Origin of the sequence: Chryseobacterium vaccae (assembly GCF_009602705.1) — a bacterium.
In the GTDB taxonomy this organism is placed as follows: domain Bacteria; phylum Bacteroidota; class Bacteroidia; order Flavobacteriales; family Weeksellaceae; genus Chryseobacterium; species Chryseobacterium vaccae.
This window is the reverse complement of the sequence record NZ_VSWH01000001.1, coordinates 1,339,610-1,362,652: the sequence shown is the minus strand read 5'-3', so window position 1 is coordinate 1,362,652 and position 23,043 is coordinate 1,339,610. Positions and strand designations below refer to the sequence as shown.

26 protein-coding genes are annotated in these 23,043 nt (G+C 35.1%); 17 read left to right on the top strand and 9 right to left on the bottom strand.

Features of this window, described 5'->3' with window-relative positions; genetic code table 11:
* Window positions 1-123 precede the first annotated feature (123 nt).
* From FW768_RS06185 to FW768_RS06175, 3 genes are all read right to left on the bottom strand, one after another.
* Window positions 124-2,565, bottom strand: a complete 2,442-nt coding sequence (locus tag FW768_RS06185) for a DEAD/DEAH box helicase (protein ID WP_153393730.1) — start codon at window positions 2,563-2,565, stop codon at window positions 124-126.
* The gene (locus tag FW768_RS06180) at window positions 2,558-3,325 is read right to left on the bottom strand and encodes a hypothetical protein (protein WP_153393728.1); all 768 of its coding nucleotides are present in this window, start codon (window positions 3,323-3,325) and stop codon (window positions 2,558-2,560) included. The genes FW768_RS06185 and FW768_RS06180 overlap by 8 nt, the downstream gene beginning before the upstream one ends.
* 184 nt (window positions 3,326-3,509) lie before the next feature.
* Complete coding sequence (locus tag FW768_RS06175) at window positions 3,510-3,818, bottom strand: helix-turn-helix domain-containing protein (protein ID WP_153393726.1); 309 nt, start codon at window positions 3,816-3,818, stop codon at window positions 3,510-3,512.
* A gap of 956 nt (window positions 3,819-4,774) precedes the next feature.
* Between FW768_RS06175 and FW768_RS06170 the strand changes: the two genes are divergently transcribed.
* The 5 genes from FW768_RS06170 (at window position 4,775) to FW768_RS06150 (ending at window position 11,535) form a co-directional block, all read left to right on the top strand.
* On the top strand, window positions 4,775-5,308 hold the full coding sequence (locus FW768_RS06170; protein ID WP_153393724.1) for a hypothetical protein: 534 nt from the start codon (window positions 4,775-4,777) through the stop codon (window positions 5,306-5,308).
* A 391-nt stretch (window positions 5,309-5,699) separates the two neighbouring features.
* A complete protein-coding gene (locus FW768_RS06165; protein WP_153393722.1) occupies window positions 5,700-6,383 on the top strand; it encodes a hypothetical protein in 684 nt (227 codons plus the stop codon).
* A 304-nt stretch (window positions 6,384-6,687) separates the two neighbouring features.
* Window positions 6,688-9,195 (top strand): PIG-L family deacetylase, encoded by a 2,508-nt coding sequence (locus FW768_RS06160; protein WP_153393720.1) that lies wholly within the window; start codon window positions 6,688-6,690, stop codon window positions 9,193-9,195.
* 97 nt (window positions 9,196-9,292) lie between these two features.
* Complete coding sequence (locus FW768_RS06155; protein ID WP_153393718.1) at window positions 9,293-10,984, top strand: sodium:solute symporter; 1,692 nt, start codon at window positions 9,293-9,295, stop codon at window positions 10,982-10,984.
* A 32-nt stretch (window positions 10,985-11,016) separates the two neighbouring features.
* Complete coding sequence (locus tag FW768_RS06150; RefSeq protein ID WP_153393716.1) at window positions 11,017-11,535, top strand: DUF2911 domain-containing protein; 519 nt, start codon at window positions 11,017-11,019, stop codon at window positions 11,533-11,535.
* 283 nt (window positions 11,536-11,818) lie between these two features.
* Here the strand turns inward: FW768_RS06150 and FW768_RS06145 are convergent, their stop codons facing one another.
* From FW768_RS06145 to FW768_RS06130, 4 genes are all read right to left on the bottom strand, one after another.
* Window positions 11,819-12,358 (bottom strand): DUF3575 domain-containing protein, encoded by a 540-nt coding sequence (locus tag FW768_RS06145; RefSeq protein ID WP_153393714.1) that lies wholly within the window; start codon window positions 12,356-12,358, stop codon window positions 11,819-11,821.
* Window positions 12,359-12,447: 89 nt separating this feature from the next.
* Window positions 12,448-13,131 (bottom strand): helix-turn-helix domain-containing protein, encoded by a 684-nt coding sequence (locus FW768_RS23640; RefSeq protein WP_231128644.1) that lies wholly within the window; start codon window positions 13,129-13,131, stop codon window positions 12,448-12,450.
* A gap of 798 nt (window positions 13,132-13,929) precedes the next feature.
* Window positions 13,930-14,247 (bottom strand): nuclear transport factor 2 family protein, encoded by a 318-nt coding sequence (locus FW768_RS06135; protein WP_153393710.1) that lies wholly within the window; start codon window positions 14,245-14,247, stop codon window positions 13,930-13,932.
* A 20-nt stretch (window positions 14,248-14,267) separates the two neighbouring features.
* On the bottom strand, window positions 14,268-15,131 hold the full coding sequence (locus tag FW768_RS06130) for an SDR family oxidoreductase (RefSeq protein WP_231128643.1): 864 nt from the start codon (window positions 15,129-15,131) through the stop codon (window positions 14,268-14,270).
* A gap of 75 nt (window positions 15,132-15,206) precedes the next feature.
* On the opposite strand from FW768_RS06130, the gene FW768_RS06125 reads away from it, so the two are divergent.
* The 12 genes from FW768_RS06125 to FW768_RS23475 all read left to right on the top strand — a co-directional run bounded on the left by FW768_RS06125 (window position 15,207) and on the right by FW768_RS23475 (window position 22,320).
* Entirely contained in the window at window positions 15,207-15,533 is a 327-nt protein-coding gene (locus FW768_RS06125; RefSeq protein WP_231128642.1) for a winged helix-turn-helix transcriptional regulator, read from the top strand.
* 405 nt (window positions 15,534-15,938) lie between these two features.
* Window positions 15,939-16,763 (top strand): SDR family NAD(P)-dependent oxidoreductase, encoded by an 825-nt coding sequence (locus FW768_RS06120; RefSeq protein ID WP_153393706.1) that lies wholly within the window; start codon window positions 15,939-15,941, stop codon window positions 16,761-16,763.
* Window positions 16,764-16,776: 13 nt separating this feature from the next.
* Window positions 16,777-17,088 carry a hypothetical protein gene (locus FW768_RS06115; RefSeq protein ID WP_153393704.1) on the top strand — a complete coding sequence of 104 codons (312 nt, stop codon included), beginning with the start codon at window positions 16,777-16,779 and terminating at the stop codon, window positions 17,086-17,088.
* Window positions 17,075-17,224, top strand: coding sequence for a hypothetical protein (locus FW768_RS06110; RefSeq protein ID WP_153393702.1), 150 nt, complete (start codon window positions 17,075-17,077; stop codon window positions 17,222-17,224). Before FW768_RS06115 ends, FW768_RS06110 begins: the two co-directional genes overlap by 14 nt.
* A gap of 121 nt (window positions 17,225-17,345) precedes the next feature.
* The gene (locus tag FW768_RS06105) at window positions 17,346-18,236 is read left to right on the top strand and encodes a helix-turn-helix domain-containing protein (RefSeq protein ID WP_153393700.1); all 891 of its coding nucleotides are present in this window, start codon (window positions 17,346-17,348) and stop codon (window positions 18,234-18,236) included.
* Window positions 18,237-18,393: 157 nt separating this feature from the next.
* Window positions 18,394-18,567, top strand: coding sequence for a hypothetical protein (locus tag FW768_RS06100; protein WP_153393698.1), 174 nt, complete (start codon window positions 18,394-18,396; stop codon window positions 18,565-18,567).
* Window positions 18,568-18,591: 24 nt separating this feature from the next.
* A complete protein-coding gene (locus tag FW768_RS06095) occupies window positions 18,592-19,527 on the top strand; it encodes an NADP-dependent oxidoreductase (protein WP_153393696.1) in 936 nt (311 codons plus the stop codon).
* 24 nt (window positions 19,528-19,551) lie between these two features.
* Window positions 19,552-20,682, top strand: a complete 1,131-nt coding sequence (locus FW768_RS06090) for an L-dopachrome tautomerase-related protein (RefSeq protein ID WP_153393694.1) — start codon at window positions 19,552-19,554, stop codon at window positions 20,680-20,682.
* Between the two features lie 26 nt (window positions 20,683-20,708).
* A complete protein-coding gene (locus FW768_RS06085; protein WP_153393692.1) occupies window positions 20,709-21,122 on the top strand; it encodes a cupin domain-containing protein in 414 nt (137 codons plus the stop codon).
* Window positions 21,123-21,166: 44 nt separating this feature from the next.
* Window positions 21,167-21,964 (top strand): acetolactate decarboxylase, encoded by a 798-nt coding sequence (budA, locus tag FW768_RS06080; RefSeq protein WP_153393690.1) that lies wholly within the window; start codon window positions 21,167-21,169, stop codon window positions 21,962-21,964.
* A 21-nt stretch (window positions 21,965-21,985) separates the two neighbouring features.
* Entirely contained in the window at window positions 21,986-22,159 is a 174-nt protein-coding gene (locus FW768_RS23480; RefSeq protein ID WP_185151946.1) for a hypothetical protein, read from the top strand.
* Window positions 22,156-22,320, top strand: coding sequence for an alcohol dehydrogenase catalytic domain-containing protein (locus FW768_RS23475; RefSeq protein WP_185151945.1), 165 nt, complete (start codon window positions 22,156-22,158; stop codon window positions 22,318-22,320). Before FW768_RS23480 ends, FW768_RS23475 begins: the two co-directional genes overlap by 4 nt.
* Here the strand turns inward: FW768_RS23475 and FW768_RS06070 are convergent.
* Window positions 22,313-22,753 carry a terpene synthase family protein gene (locus tag FW768_RS06070; protein WP_153393688.1) on the bottom strand — a complete coding sequence of 147 codons (441 nt, stop codon included), beginning with the start codon at window positions 22,751-22,753 and terminating at the stop codon, window positions 22,313-22,315. The genes FW768_RS23475 and FW768_RS06070 overlap by 8 nt on opposite strands.
* Window positions 22,725-23,015 carry an isoprenoid biosynthesis enzyme family protein gene (locus FW768_RS06065; protein WP_153393686.1) on the bottom strand — a complete coding sequence of 97 codons (291 nt, stop codon included), beginning with the start codon at window positions 23,013-23,015 and terminating at the stop codon, window positions 22,725-22,727. The genes FW768_RS06070 and FW768_RS06065 overlap by 29 nt, the downstream gene beginning before the upstream one ends.
* Window positions 23,016-23,043: the final 28 nt, after the last annotated feature.

The following is a 23,043-nucleotide window of genomic DNA, read 5'->3' as shown; positions in this document are numbered from 1 at the left end:
GGGGCAGTCCAAGGTTGGGATTTTTTTGTTTTTAATTTATGATGTGTTGAGCTGGTAAATAAGATTATTTCCTTTAAACTTGCTTCAAAGTTAGGAGACTTCGGATAGCGTGGGAGTAATTATTTATTTTATAAACTTATTAATTTCAAACTTAAATAGTTCTGATTGATTTGCTAAAAAATTTTTAAATGCATCATTAGATATTAAATTTCCATTTTGATCGAAAGAAATATTTTCTATCTGATTGTTTTCTTTTAGCATTTTCGTTACACTAGGTCCTAGGCCAATTCTCGTTAGATTAATTACTTCTTCATTAACCGTTCCATAGACAGCTAAAAAGTAGGCTTCTTTTGTTATTAATTCGAAGTCATAAAGAAAAGTTATCAATTTTTTTAATTTAAAACTAACGAAATCTTCTTCCAGCTTAATTTTAACCAAAGAAATATTTGCTAACTGTTGTCTACTTTTTCCATGTAAATTTATATATACTTCTTGCAGGTAATTTTTATATTTTGGAGATGGGTTAATTGCTTCTCCAAAAGAACTACCAATAAATAAGTAACTATCAATTATATCCTTAGCCTTAACCTCAAAATAATTTAATGTGTTAATTATTTTGTCTTTTAAACTTAATAATTGTATTATATCAATATAGTTCTTATAGTAGTTTCTAGCTTTTTCATTTTTCAATCGTTCAATTTCATAGTCCTTAATTTGATTCTCAATATTCAGGATAAAAACTTCATAAATAGTTGATACAACATTACTTTTATTTGATATTTTTTCAAAATTTTTAATAATTGATGGAATTACAAATTCTATATTCCAGTAAAAATCATCAATGTTATTTTCTATAAAACTATGCTTAATTCTATTCTCCAAAGAGTCCTCTTTTTCATTAATTAAAAACTCTGTTAAATTAATTAGTTTTTGGTCTTTTTCTTTTTGTTGTTCAAGTTTGTCTTTTGGTAATTTAAGATCATCAATATTATAATTCTCTAATAAAGGATTTTTATTTTCGTCTTTAAAAGTATGTTCTCTAAGTAAAGAAAGCTTATTTACCATATTGCTTGTTTTGTCGGTAAATTCTTCTGAATCAATAAAATGTATTTTAGATACAAGTTTAGATAATGAGTTTTGGAAAACATAATTTAATCTATTAACTCTTCCTATTAAATTGTTAAGATCTTTAACATTTAATCTATATGTCGATGTAATAAATAATGTGTCAATTGGAAAATTTATACCTTCTAAAATTACCGAGTTAGCTATGATAAATTTTAAATATGGAGTGTCTTTATATTGATGTTCGAGGTACTCTTTTAGGATAGTTGGCTGTTTACCATGTAAATATATAATTCCTTTTTTTACTAATTCAACCAAATCGATGTCTTCCGATATTTCAGTTGCAATAGTCTTTGATATATTGGCTAAAACATTATTCTCTATATCTTCAAGTGAGAAAGAAATTTTTTTTGCAATTAATTCTACATTTTTAGGCCGATAGTTATACAGGAAATTCTTTCCCTGAGCATTTGTAATTATGTAATTGATAAAAAGAATATTTTTATCTAGTTGATATAATTCATTAGAAAATCTATCAAACAACGAAAGTTTTCCTTTTTTATCTAAATAAAAAACATCAAAAGCTTTTAGGTTATGTTTTATACTACTTTCAAATATTTGTCCTTCAGATGTGAATTTGGTTTTTAAGTTTTTTGAATCATTTATTAAAGGAGACAGATATAATACTCTTTGATTTGTATTGTTTTTATAATTTAGCATAATAAGTCTTGATAATAAGTGATTTCTGCTATTATTTTTTAAAAGATTATGAGCTTCGTCAATAAATAATATATCAAATTTAACATTAAACTTATTGATGAGTCTTGTAGCTCTTTCTTGTGTTAATACTCCTATAAATCGATTTTCTCCGTTGAACATCTCATCATGCAAAATAAGTTTATAATTTAAACCTAAATTTCTAATATCAATATAAGTTTGAGTTATAAGTGATTTAGTAGGAACTATAATTGCAATCTTAGAAAAGTCATTTTGTTTAATAACTTCACGAATTATTGAGCTTTTTCCAAATGAGGTTGGTGCAATGTATGCTGAATCCTCCATAGAAATTCTCTCTAAAATTTCTTTAGACCTATTATGTTGTTCAACAGTTTCAATATAATTTGAATTTTTGTATAAGGTTCTTATTTCTTGATTTATTATAAACTCATGTAAATGTTGTTCGTTTAATAAGCTATTAGCTAAAATAAATTCAGAAATTGGATAAAAACCTATCTGTAATGAAATATCATAGAGAGGTCTATAATCGTTGTGAACCAAGCTATATTTCAAAATTATATAGTATGCTATATTGAAATAACCTTTTAATCTTTTGTCATTATTATAGTATCTAAAGAATATTAGAGCCACACTAAGTATATATTGAGCTTCCTCAAATGTTAATTCATTGTTGAAAATTAGTTTTTTAAAACAGTTTGTAAACTCTGCATTGCTTTTTAATGTACTTAACTGTCTTTTTTCAGCACTTGTAATTTTACTCATCTAGATAATCTATAAAGTTTTGAATAGTATTTTTGTTTAAGCAAAGTACATCTAAATGTTTGCAACTATAATTCTTGGTTAGATTGTCCATCTTAATAATAAGGTCTTTTTTATCAATCACATTGTATCTAGCTCCAAGAAAAATTGTTGAGCTTGGAATTATATTGTATTTATCAATTTTTTCAAACTTTTTATCAACATATTCTTTTGAAAGTTTTTTTAAAGTTTTCGAAATAGTATCGTTAAAATTTACAGATCTCAGGGTTGCATGATTATAAGCATTTTTCCATGGATTATTAGTTGTATTTAAACCTTCAATTTTCTTTTTTAAATCATTGTAGGCTTCACTGATATTAGAATTATGAGTGGCATCATGAGTTGTTTCTAAGGAAGATTTACTTTCATAAATATAAAATTCATTATTGATGCCATATAAACCATCAAAACCTTTTTTCATTCCTTTTTCTTCCAAATTACTAAAAAGAAAATGTTGGTTGAAGTTCTTCGCACGTAAATATAAATGACAAAAAAATTCAGAAACAATACCATTCTTTTGCAAGTCAGTTTTGTTCTCTAATAAATTTTTAATTTCTGTTTTTGTAATTCTAATATCATTGCTACTTTCAATAACTTCATTATCTCCATTCCAAATTTTATGAATATTTTCTTCAATATAATTTTTTAATTTTGGTGGATAAGAATCAATACTTATAAAGTGAAATGTAATCTGTTCTGATAATTTAATTTTATGGTTTTCCAAACATTTATATTTTATTAGTTATGAATTTTATATGATTACTAAATATACAAAACTATTATTCTTAATTGTTTACGGATTTCCGTAAACATCAAAAATAAGAATTACATTAAAAATTTGAATCAGTATTTTCACTGAATTTCTTAAAGATTTAAAAAGCTTGGCCACAAAAAAATCCCAACTTTCGTCAGGATTTTCTCTTATTTTGGTTTTTAAATTCTTTTTGTAGTTGATCGATTTCGCTTTCAATCTTCTTTAATTCTTTTTCATTGAGTTTAGTAAATAAATTTAATAGATCAATCTCAAGAAAATTACAGAATGTAACAAGACTTTCAATGGTAGGATTAGTTTCTGCTCTTTCAATTCTACCAACATGGTTGCTTGAGATATTGAGTTCATTTCCAAGTTGTAATTGTGAAAGCCCTCTTTTGAGCCTATGCAACTGAATAAGCTTTCCAATTTGAAATTTTAATTCCTCTATTTCCCATTTATACATTCAGTAAAGTTTGAGCTTTCTAAAATTTTTCATCAACACATATATGTGTTTTAATGTTTTTTTCTTACATTTGCCCAATAAGCTACAATAAAGTAGCTTTGCGATACTTCAAAAAAATAATAGAAGCTATTGCTTAGAATCTTGTAATAGAAAACTGGTAATTTTTAAACACACAAGACGATAAGCAGGAAGCTCACGACCTAGGCGTGGGCTCTCTTATCTGTGTGTTGGGTATACCAGTACCTCTATTGCGGATATTGTAGAGTCCCATGCCGTTTTTATTTCATGCTGTTCTGCTTTTCTACAATCATCTTTTTCTAAGTGGTTTCACTACATAAAGTATCATGATAGGGTACAATGGAGTGTACAATCCATTGCGGCTTCAGGGCTTTCACGGGAAAACAGATTTTATTTCTATTCATCATTTACCATACAACTCAGCGTACATCGGTAGGCTGGTGGTTTCATGCATTCTAAAAATACAAACACATGAAAAAAAATAAACCATTAAGAAGAATGAAGATTTTAAGTAAAAAACTAGTTTAAATTTTTTAAACTTAACCACAAACCGAAGGTTCGACGTAGTCAAAAGAAACAAAAGCTATTTGCACAGATTTTAGATATAATAAAAGTTCTCAAAAGAATAAAAATCAAAGATTTTTAAAGGCTTAAGTGAACTTCTATGCGCAAAGTAATTAAACTTAAAAATCACTAAAGTGTTTAAAATAAGTCTTTTGTGACTTTTGTGGTTTAAAAAATAGCTTCAGATATGATCTTAGCTATTCTTAATCGCTTAAAAACCTTAATGGTTCAAATAAAAGCACGGATCAAAATAAAAAATATGCGTTGTGTAGATCTAACTATTTAAACAGACTAGTAAATATCTGCGTTATCTGCAAAATCTGCGAGAAATTATAAAAAGCATTGCAGATTATAACATTAAAAAAATACAAACAATGAAAAAGATAAAAACAAATTTCAATCCCCGGTTTCGGGCAGGCAAAAAGCGCTCCGGGTTGCAGCTGATGGAAACTTTTTTTCAGTTCAATGAGCTGGATGTTTCCAAAGAAATTCTCAGCAACATGATGAATTATGCGGTAAAGAGAAATAGCTGGATCCATGAAGATCCGGCGGTGATCTTCCAGTTTCACCAGTCGATGAGGTCATTGATCCGGGCAGGCTATCTCATCATGCTGAAGGATAGGAAATGGACGGTCGATACCCGGCAGGAAAAGATTTCTCCGTTGGTTCTTGGCCTGCTTTCGGAGAAGGAATACCGGAATCCTCTGCTGGTTTTCAAAAAAGCATTCAGGGAATACACCCTCAAAGAATTTGATTATTTTATGTCCGGAATCGTTTATTTCTCAATGGGCGTCTATGAAAATCTACCGGAAAGGAATATCGTGATGCCCTACATCCACACGGTGAAAATGCTGGATGCCGCACACCTTATTCTTCAAAGAAGGAGAGAAAAGAAAATAGCTGATTGATCAAAGTGAGCAAAGTGCTGCAACTTGATTGGTAGCTAGGCATACTGCTAAAACGTCCGCTTCATCTAATCAGCAAAGTTAATTCTGTTTTCTTGTATTATTGGTTCCCACAGATCACAGAATACACAGATCTTGTAGATGTTTTCTCTTGCGGATTGTGCAGATGACGCGGATTTTTTTAAACCTAACAGATCTTTTGAGACCTGTTAGGTTTTCTCTCCTCATTCATAATAAAAGCTTTACGTTCATCTTTTTTAATCAAAAAATAATTTCAAATATGCTCTATTGAGCAGTGAGAAAAGAATTAACATTTTTATAAAATACAATCGGGTACATCCGGGTGTATCATGCCATAATTTTTTCTATATTTAGAAGAAGTATAGTAAAGACAATGCCAATAAACCCACTACCTCCGGATGGAGGCATGTTATATAAAGAAACAGATATGGCTCAGCTTTTCCCTGAGCCATTCAATGCCGTAACGGCTCTTTTATTTTTAGCCATAGCCATTTTTTGGACCCTTAAAATGAAGGGTAATTTTAAGGAATATCCTTTTTTAACCTACTGCTTAATCTTATTATATATTGGTGCCCTAGGGGGAACTGTTTATCATGCATTCAGACAATGGCCGGTATTTATCATGATGGATTGGATGCCCATTATGCTGCTCTGTTTGTCTGCCGGATTTTATTTTGTAGCTCAGAGCACCAGATGGTACTATGCCGTTGTAATGGTTCTTGTATATCTGATATTGATGTTTGCGTTGAGAAATTGGATTTTGGTAGATAATACTTCTCTTTTTATCAACATAAATTATGCAATCATGGCTTCATTTGTCCTTTTCTCGGTATTAAGGTATTTAATCTATACCCAATGGAAAGCCGGAAAATGGGTAGGCTTTGCTGTATTGTCGTTTGTTCTTGCACTCACTTTCCGCATTGCTGATAAATGGGAATGGTTTAGCTTCGGAACACACTTTTTATGGCATACTTTCGGGGCGGCAGCCACATTTTGCATGTTTAATTATATCTATCTTACGCAGAATACCATTAGAAAAACACAAGATTCTGTTTAAATTTAACCACAAAAATCACAAAAGTTTTATTTTTTAAACACCTTAGTACACTTTAGAAAGTGTAGGGAAATACCGCACACTTTATGTGCACATAAGATGAAAATCTTTGATTTTCAAAAAAACTTTAGTGTACTTCTTATACACAAAGTATATAACTTGAAATAGCTTAAGTGTTTAAAAAGCTTTTGTGACTTTTGTGGTTTAATAAAAAATTAAGCAGTTTCTTTGTGAAATTCATAGTCCGATTCTTTTAAGGCTGAAAGAAAGATGATTTACTTATATTTGCCCTGCAAAGCAAATTCAAATGTTCAAAAAAGTAAGTACTGTATTTATTCTTGGCTTTTATACGGTTTTTTGTTCGGCCCAGCAGGTTCGGCCTTCCAAATCATCTGAAATTTACCGCGAACTCAAAACCCTTAAGCAGCTGCCTAAAGTTTTATACCTTGCGGCTCATCCCGATGATGAAAATACAGGATTGCTTTCCTGGTTAATTAACGAGCAGAATGTAGAAACCGGCTATTTATCTTTAACCAGAGGTGATGGCGGGCAGAATTTATTGGGAACAGAACAGGGTGCTGCATTGGGTTTAATCAGAACGCATGAGCTTTTAGAGGCCAGAAAATTAGACGGTGCCCAGCAGTTTTTTACCCGGGCGATTGATTTCGGTTTCTCTAAAAATACGACCGATACCTTTAAACAATGGGATGCAGACAGCATTACAGCGGATGTAGTCTGGGTAATCCGTCAATTCCGTCCGGATGTGATCATTTGTCGGTTTCCTCCTAATGCGGCGGCAGGCCACGGACAGCATGCGGCTTCAGCCGTGGTTGCGGAAAAAGCTTTTAAGCTGGCAGGCGATAAAAAGGCTTTCCCGGATCAACTGAAATATGTTAATGTATGGCAGCCCAAACGAGTCTTGTGGAATACTTTCCGCTTTGGCGGGGTCAATACGACCGCTGAAAATCAACTGAAAGTTACCGTTGGGCAATATGATGCGCAATTGGGAATGGGCTATGGTGAATTGGCAGGATTAAGCAGAAGTTTACATAAAAGCCAGGGTGCGGGAACACAGTCTGTAGCCGGCATCAGAACTGAATATTTTGCCCATGTTACTGGTGAGCCTGCAAAAACAACACTTTTTGACGGAGTAACCAAAACCTGGACTTCACAAGGAAACGCTGATATTGACCAGTCATTAGATAAAATTATTTCCGCTTTCAATTTCAATAAGCCGGAACTTAGCTTGCCTGCTTTGCTTGCTTTACGAAAAAAGGTAACGGAGCTAAAAGATACAGACCTGAAAAAGGATAAAATTAAATCTCTTGACCATATCATTTTAAGCTGTGCCGGGTTTATGGGCGAGGTCGTTACCAATCAGGCTGAAGCGGTTGCCGGGGATCATTATAATTTCAGGTTAAATTTAATTTCAAGAGCTGAAAACCCTGTCGTTTTAGACAATGTACAATGGTTAGGTCAATCAGAAAGCTTCAACAGAAAGCTATCAAAAGATTCTCTGATTACCATTCAGCATGACCTTCAGATTCCTGCAGATGCAGCTCTCACAGAACCTTACTGGTTGGCAAAACCTCCCGTAAATACAGCAACTTTCTCTGTACCGAATGATACTCTAGTAGGTTTGCCTGAGGCAGAATCAACACTGAATGTTTTGCTTGGTTTAAAAATCGGTTCGGAAAAGTTTCAGGTTAAGCTTCCTTTATCTTTCAAGAAATTAGATCCGGTGCGTGGTGATGTGGTTGAAGCCCTGCGTATTGTTCCTGCATTGGAACTGAAATTTACACAACCGCTTTATGTGGTTAAAGAAAATGAAGATCTACATTTGAGTTTAAATCTTAAGGTTAATTCCGGCAAAAAGTTTAGCAATGGAAAAGTAAACCTGATGTATAACGGAGAACGGTTAGGCGGCGCTGATGTAAGTTCACTCAATGGAAAAGATACGACCATCGATTACGTTATTCCAAAAACTAAGCTTGCCGCAATACATTCATCCCGCTTACAATTGGATGCAAACTTTGTTGCAGATGGAGTAACGTATAATAAAAAACAGGTATTAATTCAGTATCCGCATTTACCCTCCTTACAATATTTTGCGCCTGCAACGGTAACCGTAATGAAAGGCGACATTCAGGCGAAGGTTAAAAAAGTGGGTTACATAGAAGGTGCGGGCGATTTCATTCCTGAGTTCCTGCGTATTGCAGGTGTTCAGGTAGATGTTTTGAAAGACGAAGATTTTTATGGTAACATAGATGAATCTGCTGGAAACGGCAGCCAAAACAAACTTTCACAATATGATGCTATTGTGCTTGGTGTTCGTGCCAACAACACAGAGAAAAAACTGGGACGCTGGATGCCTTTTTTATGGTCTTATGCAAAAGCCGGAGGTAATCTGGTGATGCAGTATAATACGAACCAGGATACAACCGTTGATCAATTGGGCATGTACAATTTCAGTATTGCCAATAAGCGGGTTACCGAAGAAAATGCTGTGGTTACGTTTTTAAATCCCAATCATAAATTACTGAACTTTCCGAATAAAATTACGGCGGATGATTTTAAAGGCTGGGTACAGGAGCGTGGCGCCTATTTCCCTGCTCAATGGGATGCAGCATATGAACCGCTTTTTGAAATGCACGATACAGATGAAGAGCCACTGCAGGGATCAACTTTATATGCCAAATACGGAAAAGGTAATTTTATTTATACACCGCTGGCATTTTTCAGACAGCTGCCTGCGGGAAATGTGGGTGCGGCACGTCTATTTTTTAACTTTTTATCTGCACAGAAAAACTTATGAACAAGCAACTTAAAAATTGGAATATCTGGTACGTACTATTAGCCGTTGCATTAGTATTGCAGATCGTATTTTATTATTGGTTTACTAAATTCTGGGCATGAGTAATATAGATTGGACAGTTCTCATTTTTACATTGGTTGCAGTGGTGGTTTACGGCGTATTCATCGGTCGTGGCCAAAAAAGCAACGAATCCTACCTGAAAGCGGATAATAAAATGCCCTGGTACATTGTACTTATTGGTATTATGGCCACGCAGGCCAGTGCCATTACATTTCTTTCAGCACCGGGCCAGGCGTATACAGACGGGATGCGTTTCGTGCAGTATTACTTTGGTCTGCCTCTGGCGATGATTGTGATCTGCATTACTTTCATCCCGATTTTTCAGCGCTTAAACGTTTATACTGCTTATGAATATTTAGAAAACCGTTTTGATAAAAAAACAAGGGTGCTCACTTCACTGCTTTTTCTTTTTTCCAGAGGCTTATCAACGGGAATCAGCATTTATGCTCCGAGTATCATCTTATCAAGCGTTTTAAACTGGAATATTTATTTAACCAATGTTTTAACAGGTGGTATTCTGTTGATTTATACCTATGTTGGCGGTGCAAAAGCGATCGCCCACACCCAAAAATTACAGTTTCTGATTATTCTGGGAACCATGGCTTTTGCAGGGTATCTGCTTATTCAGAATATGCCGAATGGAATTGGTTTTAATGATGCGCTGTATCTGGCGGGGAAGTCCGGAAAGCTCAATGTCATCACCACAGAATTCGACTGGAAAGACAAATACAATATCTGGAGCGGGCTGATCGGCGGTTTTTTTCTGGCACTTTCTTACTTTGGGACGGATCAGAGTCAGGTTGGGAGATACATTACTGCGAAAGACAATACCAATGCAAAAATGGGCTTGCTGTTGAATGGATTGGTTAAAATTCCGATGCAGTTTGCTATTCTCCTGATCGGTGCCTTGCTTTTCGCATTCTTTTCTCTGAAACCGGCTCCGATTTATTTTAACGAACGCTCTTATCAATATTTAAAGGAAACAAAACCTGAACAGGCTGCGGTTTTTGAAAAAGAGCATCAGGATTTACAGATAAAATTTAATGCAGAATCCAAAGAAATTCTAAAGCTGAAAGAAGAAAATTCTCCTCAACTCAAAAAAACAATTCAGGATTTTAAAAATACACAAACCGAGGTAAAAGCACTTCACGGCAGGGTAGAGGAAGCGATCAATAAATCAAACTATAATGCCGAGAAAACAGATACCAATTACATTTTCCTGTATTTCGTAAAAAATACCTTACCTGTAGGAATGATCGGTTTACTGTTTGCCGTCATTTTTCTGGCCAGTTGGGGTTCCATTTCTGCAGCACTCAATTCCCTGGCCGCCTGCTCATTAAAAGATGTTCATTTGATATTTAAAAAAGAAATTCCTGATGATGCCACCGAATTGAGGTATAGCCGCCTGCATACTTTAGCCTGGGGGATTTTCTCAATCGGCGTAGCCATGTTTGCTACTCAAATGGGCTCCCTTATTGAAGCGGTGAATGTATTAGGCTCTCTTTTCTACGGTCCGATATTGGGGATTTTTCTGGTGGCATTTTACTATAAAAAAATCACCGGCTCAAATGTATTTATTGCTGCAATATTATCAGAAATTGCGGTTATTGCCGTTTATAAGTTTGATATCGTTTCTTTCCTTTGGCTTAATGTAATTGGGGCAGCGGCGGTAATTATATTTTCTGCAATTGGTTTATTGTTTTATAAGCCGAAAGCAGTAAATTCGTAAACGAACAAAGTAAACATACAAACAAAAATATTATGAAATCCATCATTAAATCAGCTGCCGTACTTGTTGCGACAATGACAATCTCCATGAATGCCTTTGCACAGGACACTAAAAAACCTGCCAGCCCGCCGGCTACTGCAACGGGAAAAATTAAAGAGGCAACCATTACCATTGCCTATAGCAGTCCTTCTGTTAAAGGGCGTACCATCTGGGGTGGTTTGGAAGCTTATGATAAAGTCTGGCGTGCGGGTGCCAATGAAGCAACTACTTTCGAAACGGATAAAGATATTACCGTTCAGGGTAAAAAACTACCTGCAGGTAAATACAGCTTTTTCTTAATTCCTAAACAAAGCGGAACCTGGACAGCAATTTTTAACAAAGAACCTAAACAATGGGGAGCTTATAAATACGAACAAGCTAAAGATGCTTTACGTGTTGATGTAAAAACAAAAGCTTTACCAACAACACAGGAAACTTTAGTTTATAAAGTAAACAGTAATGGATTCACCATGGATTGGGATAAAATCTCAGTTCCTGTAGAGATCAAATAAGTTTAAATAGAAGAAACTAAAATCCCGTATTAACGGGATTTTTTTTACTGTATTAAAGATTACATTGTAAATTCCAGCCTCCTTCTTCCATCTTCCAATCTTTTATATTTAAACTCCTTAACCCGAATTCAGGTTAATTAATATTAAATATTTGACTTTAGTTTACTTCGATTGTATTGTACCCTCGCACAAATATTTTACGGATAATATGATTTAATTTGTATTAAGGTAATAGGATCTTTGTGGAAAACAAAAGTCTTGTTTTGCTTAGGCGTATTTGATTTTAAAATCGGTAGCCAACACTTACTCCAAGTTTTAGAACCTGATCGTGATCCGTTTTATTTGCATTGAAAACAAGTCTTCCGTAGGCTGTATTGGCTTCAAAAACAAATCCTTTCTTTGTAACTAGTTTCCATCCAAAACCAGCACCTAATGCAAGATCATAAACATCTTTACCTTCGGTGAATGTTACGTTGTCTGCTGCATACATTTTTTTTCCATCAATTGAAGTAAGCATTCCAAATCCTTCGACAAAAAAACCGGAAGCATATTTTTTTCCAAAATAATACCTGTAGTAGGGAGAGATATAGTAATTCATATCGTCATTTGTTGAATGCTCATATACCTTGAATGCAGAAATCCCTAATGATGAATTTTTGTTGAGAAACCGTTCATAACCTACTTCCACAGCACCGGATAAAGGCGAAAGTAAATTTAATTTAATTTCATTGTTTTTCTGATATGGATTTGTATCAGTTTCGCTTTGAGCATTGACAGAATAAAAAGCAAGCAAAACAATGAGCTGTAAAAGTTTTTTTTTCATAAAAAAGTTATTTGAATTATTTTGCTGCAAAACTCAAATAATAAAAATTAGAACGGGTTTCAAAAGCTTAAAAATGTACAAAATGGTACTTATTTGCTTGTGTTTTTATATTCATTGGGTGTCTGACCGGTAACTTTTTTAAAGGCTTTAAAAAAAGTTGTTTTTGAAGTAAAGCCGGCTTCCAATCCCATTGTCAGCAGATTATAGTTTTCATATTCCGGATCTGATATCATTTCCTTCACGGCTTCCACCCGGTATTGATTGATATAATGGGCAAAGTTGTCTCCTGTTATTGTGTTTACAATTTGTGAAACATATCCGGCGCTTATCCCTAGTTTTTCAGCTACTTTTTCTCTGTTTAATGTACTGTCGGTATACATGTGCTGCTCTTTGCAAAGCAGTTCAAGTTTTTGAAAATAAAGATTGTCAGCCGTTATAGATTCTCTGGATTCTTCTGCAGGGCTATTTTCTTGCGGTATACTGTTTTCTGCAATTTGCAGATTGGGATGTATAATAACCAAATCGTTGTTTAGAAAATTGTAGATGGCATCTTTGTTTTTGGCAAGTTTGTATTTGTAAATGCCTATATAAGCTGTCCAGTGCATGATAAATGTTGCCGATAAAGCCAGCCCGCTCATAGTAGAGGAAATGTCTATTCCAAAAAAGAAGCCGGTCATATACGTGATGAGCCAGGTAGATAACAATAAATAGAGAGAAGTTAATAAAACAATTACCCATTTTTTCTCTTGTGGATCTTTTAAGTACTTTATCATAAAATAAGAGTAAAAAGGTGGAAACAGGATGATGATAAAGGCAAATAAAAGCTGAATTAGTCTAAGTATATTGATTATGAAAATGCCGGAATCTTCGATTTTATAAATTCCTAAAATATCATTAAGATGATATATAATAGTAAAAGTAGAGGAATAAACAAACGGAATGTAATACAAATAAGTTCTTTGTCTGTTCTTTATGGTATCATCAATCCGGTTGATTATAAAAAGGAAAATGAAGACGGGAGGTAAAAATATCCATTCAATATAGTCCAGAAAACGTAGCAAAGGATAGGACCTGAATGCACCTTCAATTTCAAAAACATAATTCAGCAAAACCATGGAAAGTGCAAATAGTAAGTAAGCTAAATACTTATTTGAATTACTATTGAACAGAGAAGATTTTAAAATGACTACGCCTAAGACTATTCCCTGAAAAACAGCAATATTTAAAAGTGTTGTATAAATCAATTTTTTAATATAAAATTTGTTTTTAAATATAGTTCTTTGCTGCGAATTGATAATAACGAATTTTTATGAATGCTGATAACTTTTTAAGGGATTGAGAATGAGTTCAACTGAAATGATTTATTAATTTGTATAAGAAATTTAATGTAGAAAACAGTTCCGGTGAATTAAAAAAAAGACGCCACCTGTATTAAAGTGACGCCATTGGGCTGTTGGTGACCAAGACAGGACTATTTTCAAACACTTTTATAGATGATTTTGGTTCTATTGAGCCCAATTAAACTGCGGCTACGGAAGCCTCAGCTCTGATTAATTTTGTCAGCTAAAATATTAAACTGTTATTTTCAATGATTGAATATATCCGTCAGATAATTGAAAATGATATTTCAAAACAACAGGACTGCCTGGAAAATTTCCTGAAGCTTCTGCAGATAAGATGTTTTCATTTTCATTATAGTGTAATGGTTTCATAGTGGCCTGGTATTCTTTGTTGGCTTTGTCAATCCAGTTTTCAATTTCAGTTTTTCCGTTATGGGTTTGGCCTTCATCATATACCTCTGCATTTTCGGTAAAACAATTTGCATACGCTGAACTGTTAAATTCATTTTGCGCTTTTACTAATTCTGAGATAATGTCTGGTAAATTCATTGTATTGTATTTTAAGATTATTAAATGGTTGGCACAGTGCCTCCATCGATGACAAATTCAGTTCCGGTTAAATAATTAGCTCTTGGTGAAACAAGAAAACCTACTAATTCAGCGACTTCCTGCGGTTCGGCAGGTCTGCCATAAGGTATTCCGCCAAGCGCATCCATAACACTTTTTTGAGCCTCCTCAACAGAAGTATTTGAATCTTTGGCGATCCTTTCCAAAAATGCATCTGTTGCCGTTGTTTTTATCCATCCCGGCGAAACAGTCAGCATACGAACACCTTTGGGTGTAACTTCATTAGATAAACTTTTGCTGTAATTGATTAATCCTGCTTTTGCCGCTGCATACGGCAAAGTAGAGTCGTACAAAGGCAATTTGCCCTGAATTGAAGCGATGTGAATAATAACCCCTGTTTTTCGCTCTATCATTTGGGGTAAAAAACCTCTGTCCAGTCGAACAGGAGCAAGCAGATTAGCCCGTAGGGTTGACTCCCAGTCTTCATCAGATAACACGGTAAAGCCGCCTGCGGGTGTTGATGAAGAGCCAAGATTGTTGATAAGAATGTCCAGCCTGCCGTAATGAGACAGCACTTCGCTGATTACTTTTTGAGCTCCTTCTGCCTCACTTAAATCAGCTGAAATAAAATGAAGGTGGCTTTTTTCTTCTTCAGGTGCGTTTCTTGCGGTGATAATAACCGTTGCGCCAGCTTCTAACAGCCTTTCTGCAATTGCTTTTCCGGTTCCTTTCGTACCTCCGGTTACCAGGGCAATTTTACCTTGAAGTTCATTGTTGTAATTAAATTGATTTTGCATTGTCTGATTCTTTGATACAAATTTCTGAACTATCACTCTTTCAGGCAATAACGGAAAACCTAATCGCATAGGGATAATTTTTTCCCCTATTGTACAATTGGGTACATTGGGCTAAATTTGTTTATGCGTGAGAGAAAAATACCTTTGAATTTAAACTGCGGTCTCGACCTTATTGGGGAAGTCCTTTACGGAAAATGGAAGATCCGTCTGCTATGGTTTATCAATGAAGGACATCTGCGTCCCAGTGAATTGCAGCGTAAAATTCCGGATGCTTCAAGACGGGTTTTAAATATCCAATTGAAAGAGCTTGAAGAGCACGAGCTCGTGACTAAGAAAATTTACCCGGTTGTTCCGCCAAAAGTTGAATATTCCCTCACAGATTTTGGGAAGACCTTAATTCCGATAATTTCTGCATTAGGGTACTGGGGTGATGAGAATGAAGATAGGCTGAGAAGGGTAATCTTGAAGTAACGCTGTTTGAATGTTGGTGACGTCTTCCACCTCTATACAAACTCTTTTGTAGAATATTTAATTCGTTTGAGCCAAATTAAACAAGAACTGGCTATCCCAAATCTAGCATTAAGTTTTCTGGAGTTGCAAAGCTTTTTACAATATAATTTTTATTCATGTAACAAGCAAAATAGATATAATTAGATCATAGTTGGCTTTAACTGTCTTTAACTGTTGAATGAAGATTTTAATCAATGAAGAATAAGATATTAGTAAATGATTGGATTGTGGGCTAAAATTTTAAATCAAAAAAGTTTTTCGTAATTCTGTGCTATTCTTCCGCTGATATGAGCTACAAGTTTGGTTCTGATGTGAGATAACTTTGTCCTATCAAAATTAAAAACAAAACAATTAAAATTTTTAAAAATGGGAAAGACAATTTTTATCACAGGAGCATCAAGAGGATTCGGAAAATTATGGGCAGAAGCACTTTTGGAAAGAGGAGACAAAGTAGCGGCAACAGCAAGAAACATTTCTGCACTGCGGGATTTGAAAGATAAATACGGAGACAATATTCTTCCTTTGAAATTGGATGTTAACAACCGTTCAGAAGTTTTTGAAGTAACAGAACAAGTAGAAAAACATTTCGGAAGAATTGATGTCTTGATTAATAATGCAGGTTTTGGTTTATTCGGTACAACGGAAGAAACAACGGAACAGCAGGCGAGAGAACAGATGGAAACCAACTTTTTCGGTTCACTTTGGGTGGTACAGGCGGTTTTACCCGTGATGAGAAAACAAAAAAACGGACATATTATTCAGATTTCCAGTTTTTTGGGATTAACAACTTTACCGCTTTTAGGATTATACAACGCTTCAAAATTCGCTGTGGAAGGTTTAATTGAAACTATCGGTTCGGAAACAGCACATTTAGGAATCAAAACTACTTTAATTGAACCCAACGGATTTGCAACGGATTGGGCAGGAGCTTCAGCAGTCCAGACTTCCTCGGATATTGCAGATTACAATCCGGTGCGTGCTGCGTTTGCAGAAAGCGGAGATAATCCTGATACCTGGGGAAAACCGGAAGCTACGGTAGAGCCAGTTTTGAATCTTATTGATAATCAAAATCCTCCGCAAAGATTATTGTTTGGTAAAATTGCTTATCACGTTGTCAACGAGGTTTACACAAAAAGATTAAATGATATCCAAAACTGGAGAGAAGTGAGTATTGCTGCTCATGGGCATTAATTAAATTTCAGAAGTGGCGAATATGGTTCCTGCTTTGGCAGACCATTTGGGAATTGATACTGTTTTAATCGGAACAAATCCTCCGGGAGAAAATGAAATTCCAATAGAACAGGTGTTTTTTGACCACGCTTTAAAACCGATTAATGATTTGGAAGATGAATATTATCTGTTCTTTGATCCGGCTTCCGAAAAAAGCAGACGGCCAGCCAAAGAATCTCACGAAAGAATAGGGCAGAGATTAGAGCGTTCATCGTTCATTAACTCCTTCTACAATAGAGGTTTTCCAGAAATATATTGCAGGTTCAGGAACAATGAAAGAAGATAAGCTGAACTTCAGAGAAAGTTACAAAACACTGAAATCTCCCGTTCTGGCGATTTCCGGAGATCACAATATCAGCTTTAGAAAACTGGTTTCCGTTGTTGAAAAATGCACCTACAATGCAGCATATTATTTTGAATGATGTGGGGCACGGCCCTCAACATCAGCACCCGGAGCTTACGGCAGGATACATTAACCTATTTTTAGGATAAAATTAGATCCTGTTTCCGGTAAATTATTTTAACTTAGATAAAATTAAACCGATGCAACATTACAAAACCCTTACCGAATTACACTTGGGTAATCATTGGGACGCTCCGGAACATCCGCTTTTCAGTATGATTGGCTGTCAGTCGGCGTGTACCCTGGGAAATCGGGAATTTACGACAGACTGTTATGTCATTGCTTTTAAGAAAATAAAATCAGGGATTTTTATGTACGGCCGCACACCGTACGACCACAACAACGGCTGTCTGTTTTTTGCGAAACCAAGGCAGATTATCGAGATGAAAAATCTTGAGTTTGAAGAAAAAGGCTATATGCTGATGATTCACGAAGATTACCTGAACGGTCACGAGCTTTTCAAGGAAATTGAAAAATATAGTTTCTTTGATTATGAAGTGACAGAAGCTTTGCACCTTTCTCCAAAAGAAGAGCAGATTATTCTGGAACTTCACTCAAAAATTCAGGGAGAATATTTTAATAATCCTGATGAATACAGCCGTGAGATTATCTTAAGCCATATTTCCTCGATTTTAAAATATGCACAGCGATATTACAAAAGACAGTTTATCGACAGAGCACAGGTGACCGGAAAGACGGCCTCAAAGTTCAATGATGCGTTGAGAAAATACATCAGCGAAGGTTTGCTGGAGAAAAACGGACTTCCTAATGTAGCATTTTTGGCCGATCAGCTTTTTGTTTCCCCAAGATATCTGAGTGATTTATTAAAGCAGGAAACAGGAAAAACCGCAATGGAACTGATTCATATTTTTATGATTTCCGAAGCGAAAAATCTATTGAGACTGGGAGAAAAGGGAGTCGCTGAAATCGCTTATGAATTAGGCTTTGAAAATGCCTCTTATTTCACGAGATTGTTTAAAAAGCAAACGGGAATGAAACCATTGGAATTCAGGAAATCGCAGATGAATTGAATTTAAATCAATTATAATTATATAGAAGACTGTTTCGCTTTGATACAGTCTTTTTTATTTCTGTAAATATGTGCTATTCTTCCCCCGAAATGTATTATTTATTCAGCTGTAATGCTTCTACCTTTGGCTTATCAAAATCATTGAAAATCAAACTGAAATGAAAACTAAATTCAACCTTCTTACAGTATTTGTTTTCTTCGGACTATCGAATGCACAATTAGAAACAGTTGCAACATCTGATATAGTCTGGAATGGTGTTACAACAAGTTCGGATGGAAAATTTTTCGTTAATTTTCCGAGAATCGAAGGCGATAAAGGAATTCAAAAATAAATAACATTAAAAAATACCAATATTATGAAAGTAATTGTATTAAAAGAAGCCGGAAACGTAGAAAACTTAGAATACGTAGAATTGGCAAAACCAACGATTAACAAAGGCGAAGTTTTAGTAAAAGTAAAAGCCATCAGCATCAATCCGGTAGATGTAAAAAGCCGTGCTGGAAAAGGTGTTTACGGAAGAATAAAAACAGAAAATCCATTGATTTTGGGTTGGGATATTTCTGGAATTGTAGAAGAAACCCAAAGCTCAGATTTTAAAGTGGGCGATGAGGTTTTCGGAATGGTTAATTTCCCCGGGCACGGCAAAGCGTACGCGGAATATGTTGCAGCTCCGGACAGTCAATTAGCTTTAAAACCAAAAAACATCTCTTTCGAAGATGCGGCAGCTTCCACTTTGGTTGCGCTTACGGCCTATCAGGCTTTGGTTCACAATGCGAATATTCAGGAAGGTCAAAATGTTTTGGTTCACGCGGCTGCAGGTGGAGTGGGACATATTGCGGTACAGATTGCCAAACATTTAGGAGCGAAAGTGACAGGGACATCTTCTTCAAAAAACAAAGATTTTGTTTTGAGTTTAGGCGCGGATTCACATATTGATTATCACGGTTTCGACTGGAAATCAGCGGGCAGAACTTTTGATTTTGTATTGGATACCATTGGCGGGGACAATATCGGCCATTCCCTTGAAGTGACGAAAGAAGGCGGTTCAATCATCAGTATTCCAACAGGTTTGAATGAAGAAGTAACTTCCAAAGCAGAATCTAAAGGGGTAAAGGGGTATTTCATTCTCGTACAATCCAGTGGTGAAGATATGAAACAGATTGCTTCTTTATTGGAAAGTGGTGCTGTAAAGCCTCACGTATCAAAAACTTTTCCTTTCGAGCAAATGAGAGAGGCACATCTGGAACAGGAAACAGGCAGAACGGTTGGTAAAATTGTAGTTACTCTATAAAATCTAACATTTAAAATTAATAAAATGAACATAAAAAATATAACAGTATTGGCAATGGCATTGGTTTCATTGACAGCCTGCAACAAATCTCCCAATCAGGCAAATCCAAAGTCTGAGAATGAAATTTCAACAGAAAAAAATGCACAGTTAGAAGAGGTTTTCTCGGACAGCACTTATCAATTAACGGGTGTTGCCGTTGCAAAAGATAACCGGGTTTTTGTGAATTATCCCTATTGGCTGGACACGCATTCTTATTCAGTTGTTGAGGTAAAAGACGGAAAACCGGTTCCTTATCCCAATGCAGAATGGAACAGCTTTAAAAAAGGTGAAGACGGACAAAACAAATTTGTGACCGTGCAGTCTGTAGTTACCGATGATAAAGGGTTTCTTTGGGTGGTAGATGCTGCAGGAATCGGGCTTGGAAAAGTGTATCAGCATAGCAGTAAAGTGGTGAAAATTAATTTAGCTACCAATAAAATTGAAAAAATCTATAGGTTTCCTGAAAGTGCAGGGGGTGAAAATGTTTACATCAATGATGTTCGTGTGGATAACCAGAATGGCTTTGCATATTTAACCAATTCAAATACGGGTGGAATTGTGGTTTTAAATATTAATACAGGAGAATCCAGATTGGTTTTAGCCAATTCTTCTTCAGTTAAATCTGACCCGAATTATCATTTTTCTCCTTTAGGAAAGGAACTTAAAAAAGGCGATGGTTCTCTTTTAAAGGTAAATTCAGATGGTATTGCGCTGACCCCTGATAATCAATATTTATACTATAAACCGCTTACGGATAATCGTATGTACAGAATTAAAACCGATTTGTTGAGAGATTTTAAAACAAATGAAGCTGTTTTAAACAAAAATGTAGAAGATTTAGGAAAATTTATTACGACAGACGGGATGATTTTCGATAAAAAAGGAAACTTGTATTTGGGAGATTTGGAGAAAAATTCAATTGTAAAAATGACTCCGGATTTGAAAATGCAGACAATTGTAAAGGATGATGAAAAGCTGATTTGGCCAGACAGTTACAGCATTTCTGATGATGGGTATTTATATATTTCCAACTCTCAGATTCAGCTGATGCCCTGGTTTCACGATGGGAAAGAACAGTTTAAAAAGCCTTTTAAAGTGTTTAGAATTAAAATTTAAAACCCAATCAATTAAAATTTTATAAAATGAAGAATTTACTATTAAACATAAGTCTGTTTTTTGCAGCAACCGTTTCTGCACAAAATGTACAGACATTTACATTAAAAGAATTACCAACAAAACCTGTGAATGAGCTTCTCACAAGAGGAATGATTTCCGGCGAACAGGGAACTATAGGATATTTTACGTATAAAAAAGGAGCAGTGGTTCCCATTCATCAACACATCAACGAACAATATTCTCTGATTACCAAAGGAAGTGTAAAAGTGAATATTCTGGACAAAGAATATATTGTGAAAGCAGGGCAGGGAATCATTATTCCACCTAATGTTCCGCACAGTTTTACTGCATTGGAGGATGATACCATTGACATCGATTTTTTCAGTCCGGCAAGAAAAGACTGGATTGAGGGAAAGGATAATTATTTTGAGAAAAAATAGATTTTTATCTGAAATTTTACACACAATCATTTCCATTTATTATTATGAAAAAAACAATCTTTAATCTATCTCTTCTGGCTTTGCTGTCTCCTTTTTCAGGTATTGCGCAACAGCCTGTTAAAAGTCAAAAAAAATATCAGGATGAACGAATCTGGCATTATTCTATGATTGATGCAATGCGCAGAGGAATTTACGAAGGAACTCACACTGTTAAAGAATTAAAAACACACGGAGATTTCGGACTGGGAACATTTAATCATCTCGACGGAGAACTTATTGCTCTGGATGGAATTGTTTACAGGATTCAATCCTCCGGAAAGGTGGAGGTAGCATCAGAAAATCTGAAATCGCCCTTTACTTCACTCACTTATTTTAATCCTGATGTCGAGAAAAAATTATCTTTCACGGGAAGTTTCAAGGAATTACAAGGTAAAGTTCAGGAAATGTTAACCACTCAGAATCTACCTTATGCTATTAAAATTGAAGGAACCTGGGCAGATATTACTGTGGGAGGGGCAGATCCTGTTTCTCCCGACGATACCACTGAGCTTGCAACTTTAATGAAGGTGAGGCCTCAATACAAGGCAAAAAATATTAAAGGAACAATGGTCGGTTATTTTACTCCATCTTTATTAAGTAATGTTGATCTTTCTCCGTTTCATTTTCATTTTATTTCAGATGATAGAAAATTTGCGGGCCATCTGATGTCTGGAAATCTTGTGAAAGCTGAACTTAAGATTTATCTGAATGAAAAAAGCGGTTATGATATCGAATTACTGCGTGAAAACAGTAGGTTCCGTCAGTTGAAGTTTGAAGGTAAAGAAGTTTCTTCTGTTTATTAAATTAGTACAAAAAAACTCATTATGGCCAAAACATATCAGGTTTTAGAAACTGCAGAGCAGGAAGGTGGCACTTACAGCTCAAAAATTGTAGAAAAGCAAATTGAAGATATTCCTGATGGGAAAGTATTGATAAGAGTAGAGTACAGTTCTCTTAATTATAAGATGCATTATCCGCCAAAGGCAATAAAGGTGTGACTAGGAAATACCCCGACATACCGGGAGTCGATGCTGCCGGAACGGTTGAAGTGTGGAAAAGCGGAGATGAGGTTTTGGTAACAGGTTTTGATTTGGGGATGAATACCAACGGCGGATTCGGACGGTATATTGTCGTTCCTGAAAGATGGGTTATTAAATAAGTCTTGAGAAACTACTCGAATATATTGATAGGATATATAGAGGGAAAATGCAGGCAAGAGCTTGTAAACGACGAATTACAGGATGTTCATGAATTTCCTGAGGAAGGATGATACCGGTTTCCACTTCTGTAAGCTGTAAAAATGGATAGAGACAAATTGAATTTTCTCTCAATGCAATGCATTCCTCTACTGTAGGGAAAGTTTTCTTCTTTTTATATGTGAGCTCCGTTTCCAAACCCATAAAATATCTGTCAATCATTTGTGTGAAACGAGAGATTGATTCTTCTGGGATAAATTGTAGTAATTCTTCTCTTAGAGAAGCTAACATTTTTCCTAAAGGTATTCCTGAATTTTCACCACTTATTTCACCTTTTAATACTGCTATTGACTGTAGACGGACATGATCAATATTTTCGGGGTCCACTCTCTTCATAAAGATCATCATTGTAAAGGGTCCACAGCATAAGCCTGCAAATCGGTTTGAATCTATCAGGTGAGGCAGTAGGAAACCATTGGGCAGCAATATGTGCTGTTTTAGTTTTCTTGTACTTTTTACGAAGATCATGGTTTTGCTCATACAGCCAAAGGTATTCTCCATCAATCCATTGATTTTCGGTAATATCCTGTAATAATTCTGCATTAGGATTTTTTAATGTTGGGAAGGGGGTACTTAAATTGATTGTTAAGTAATTCAAATGTGTTCATGATTTTTATTGTTTTTAA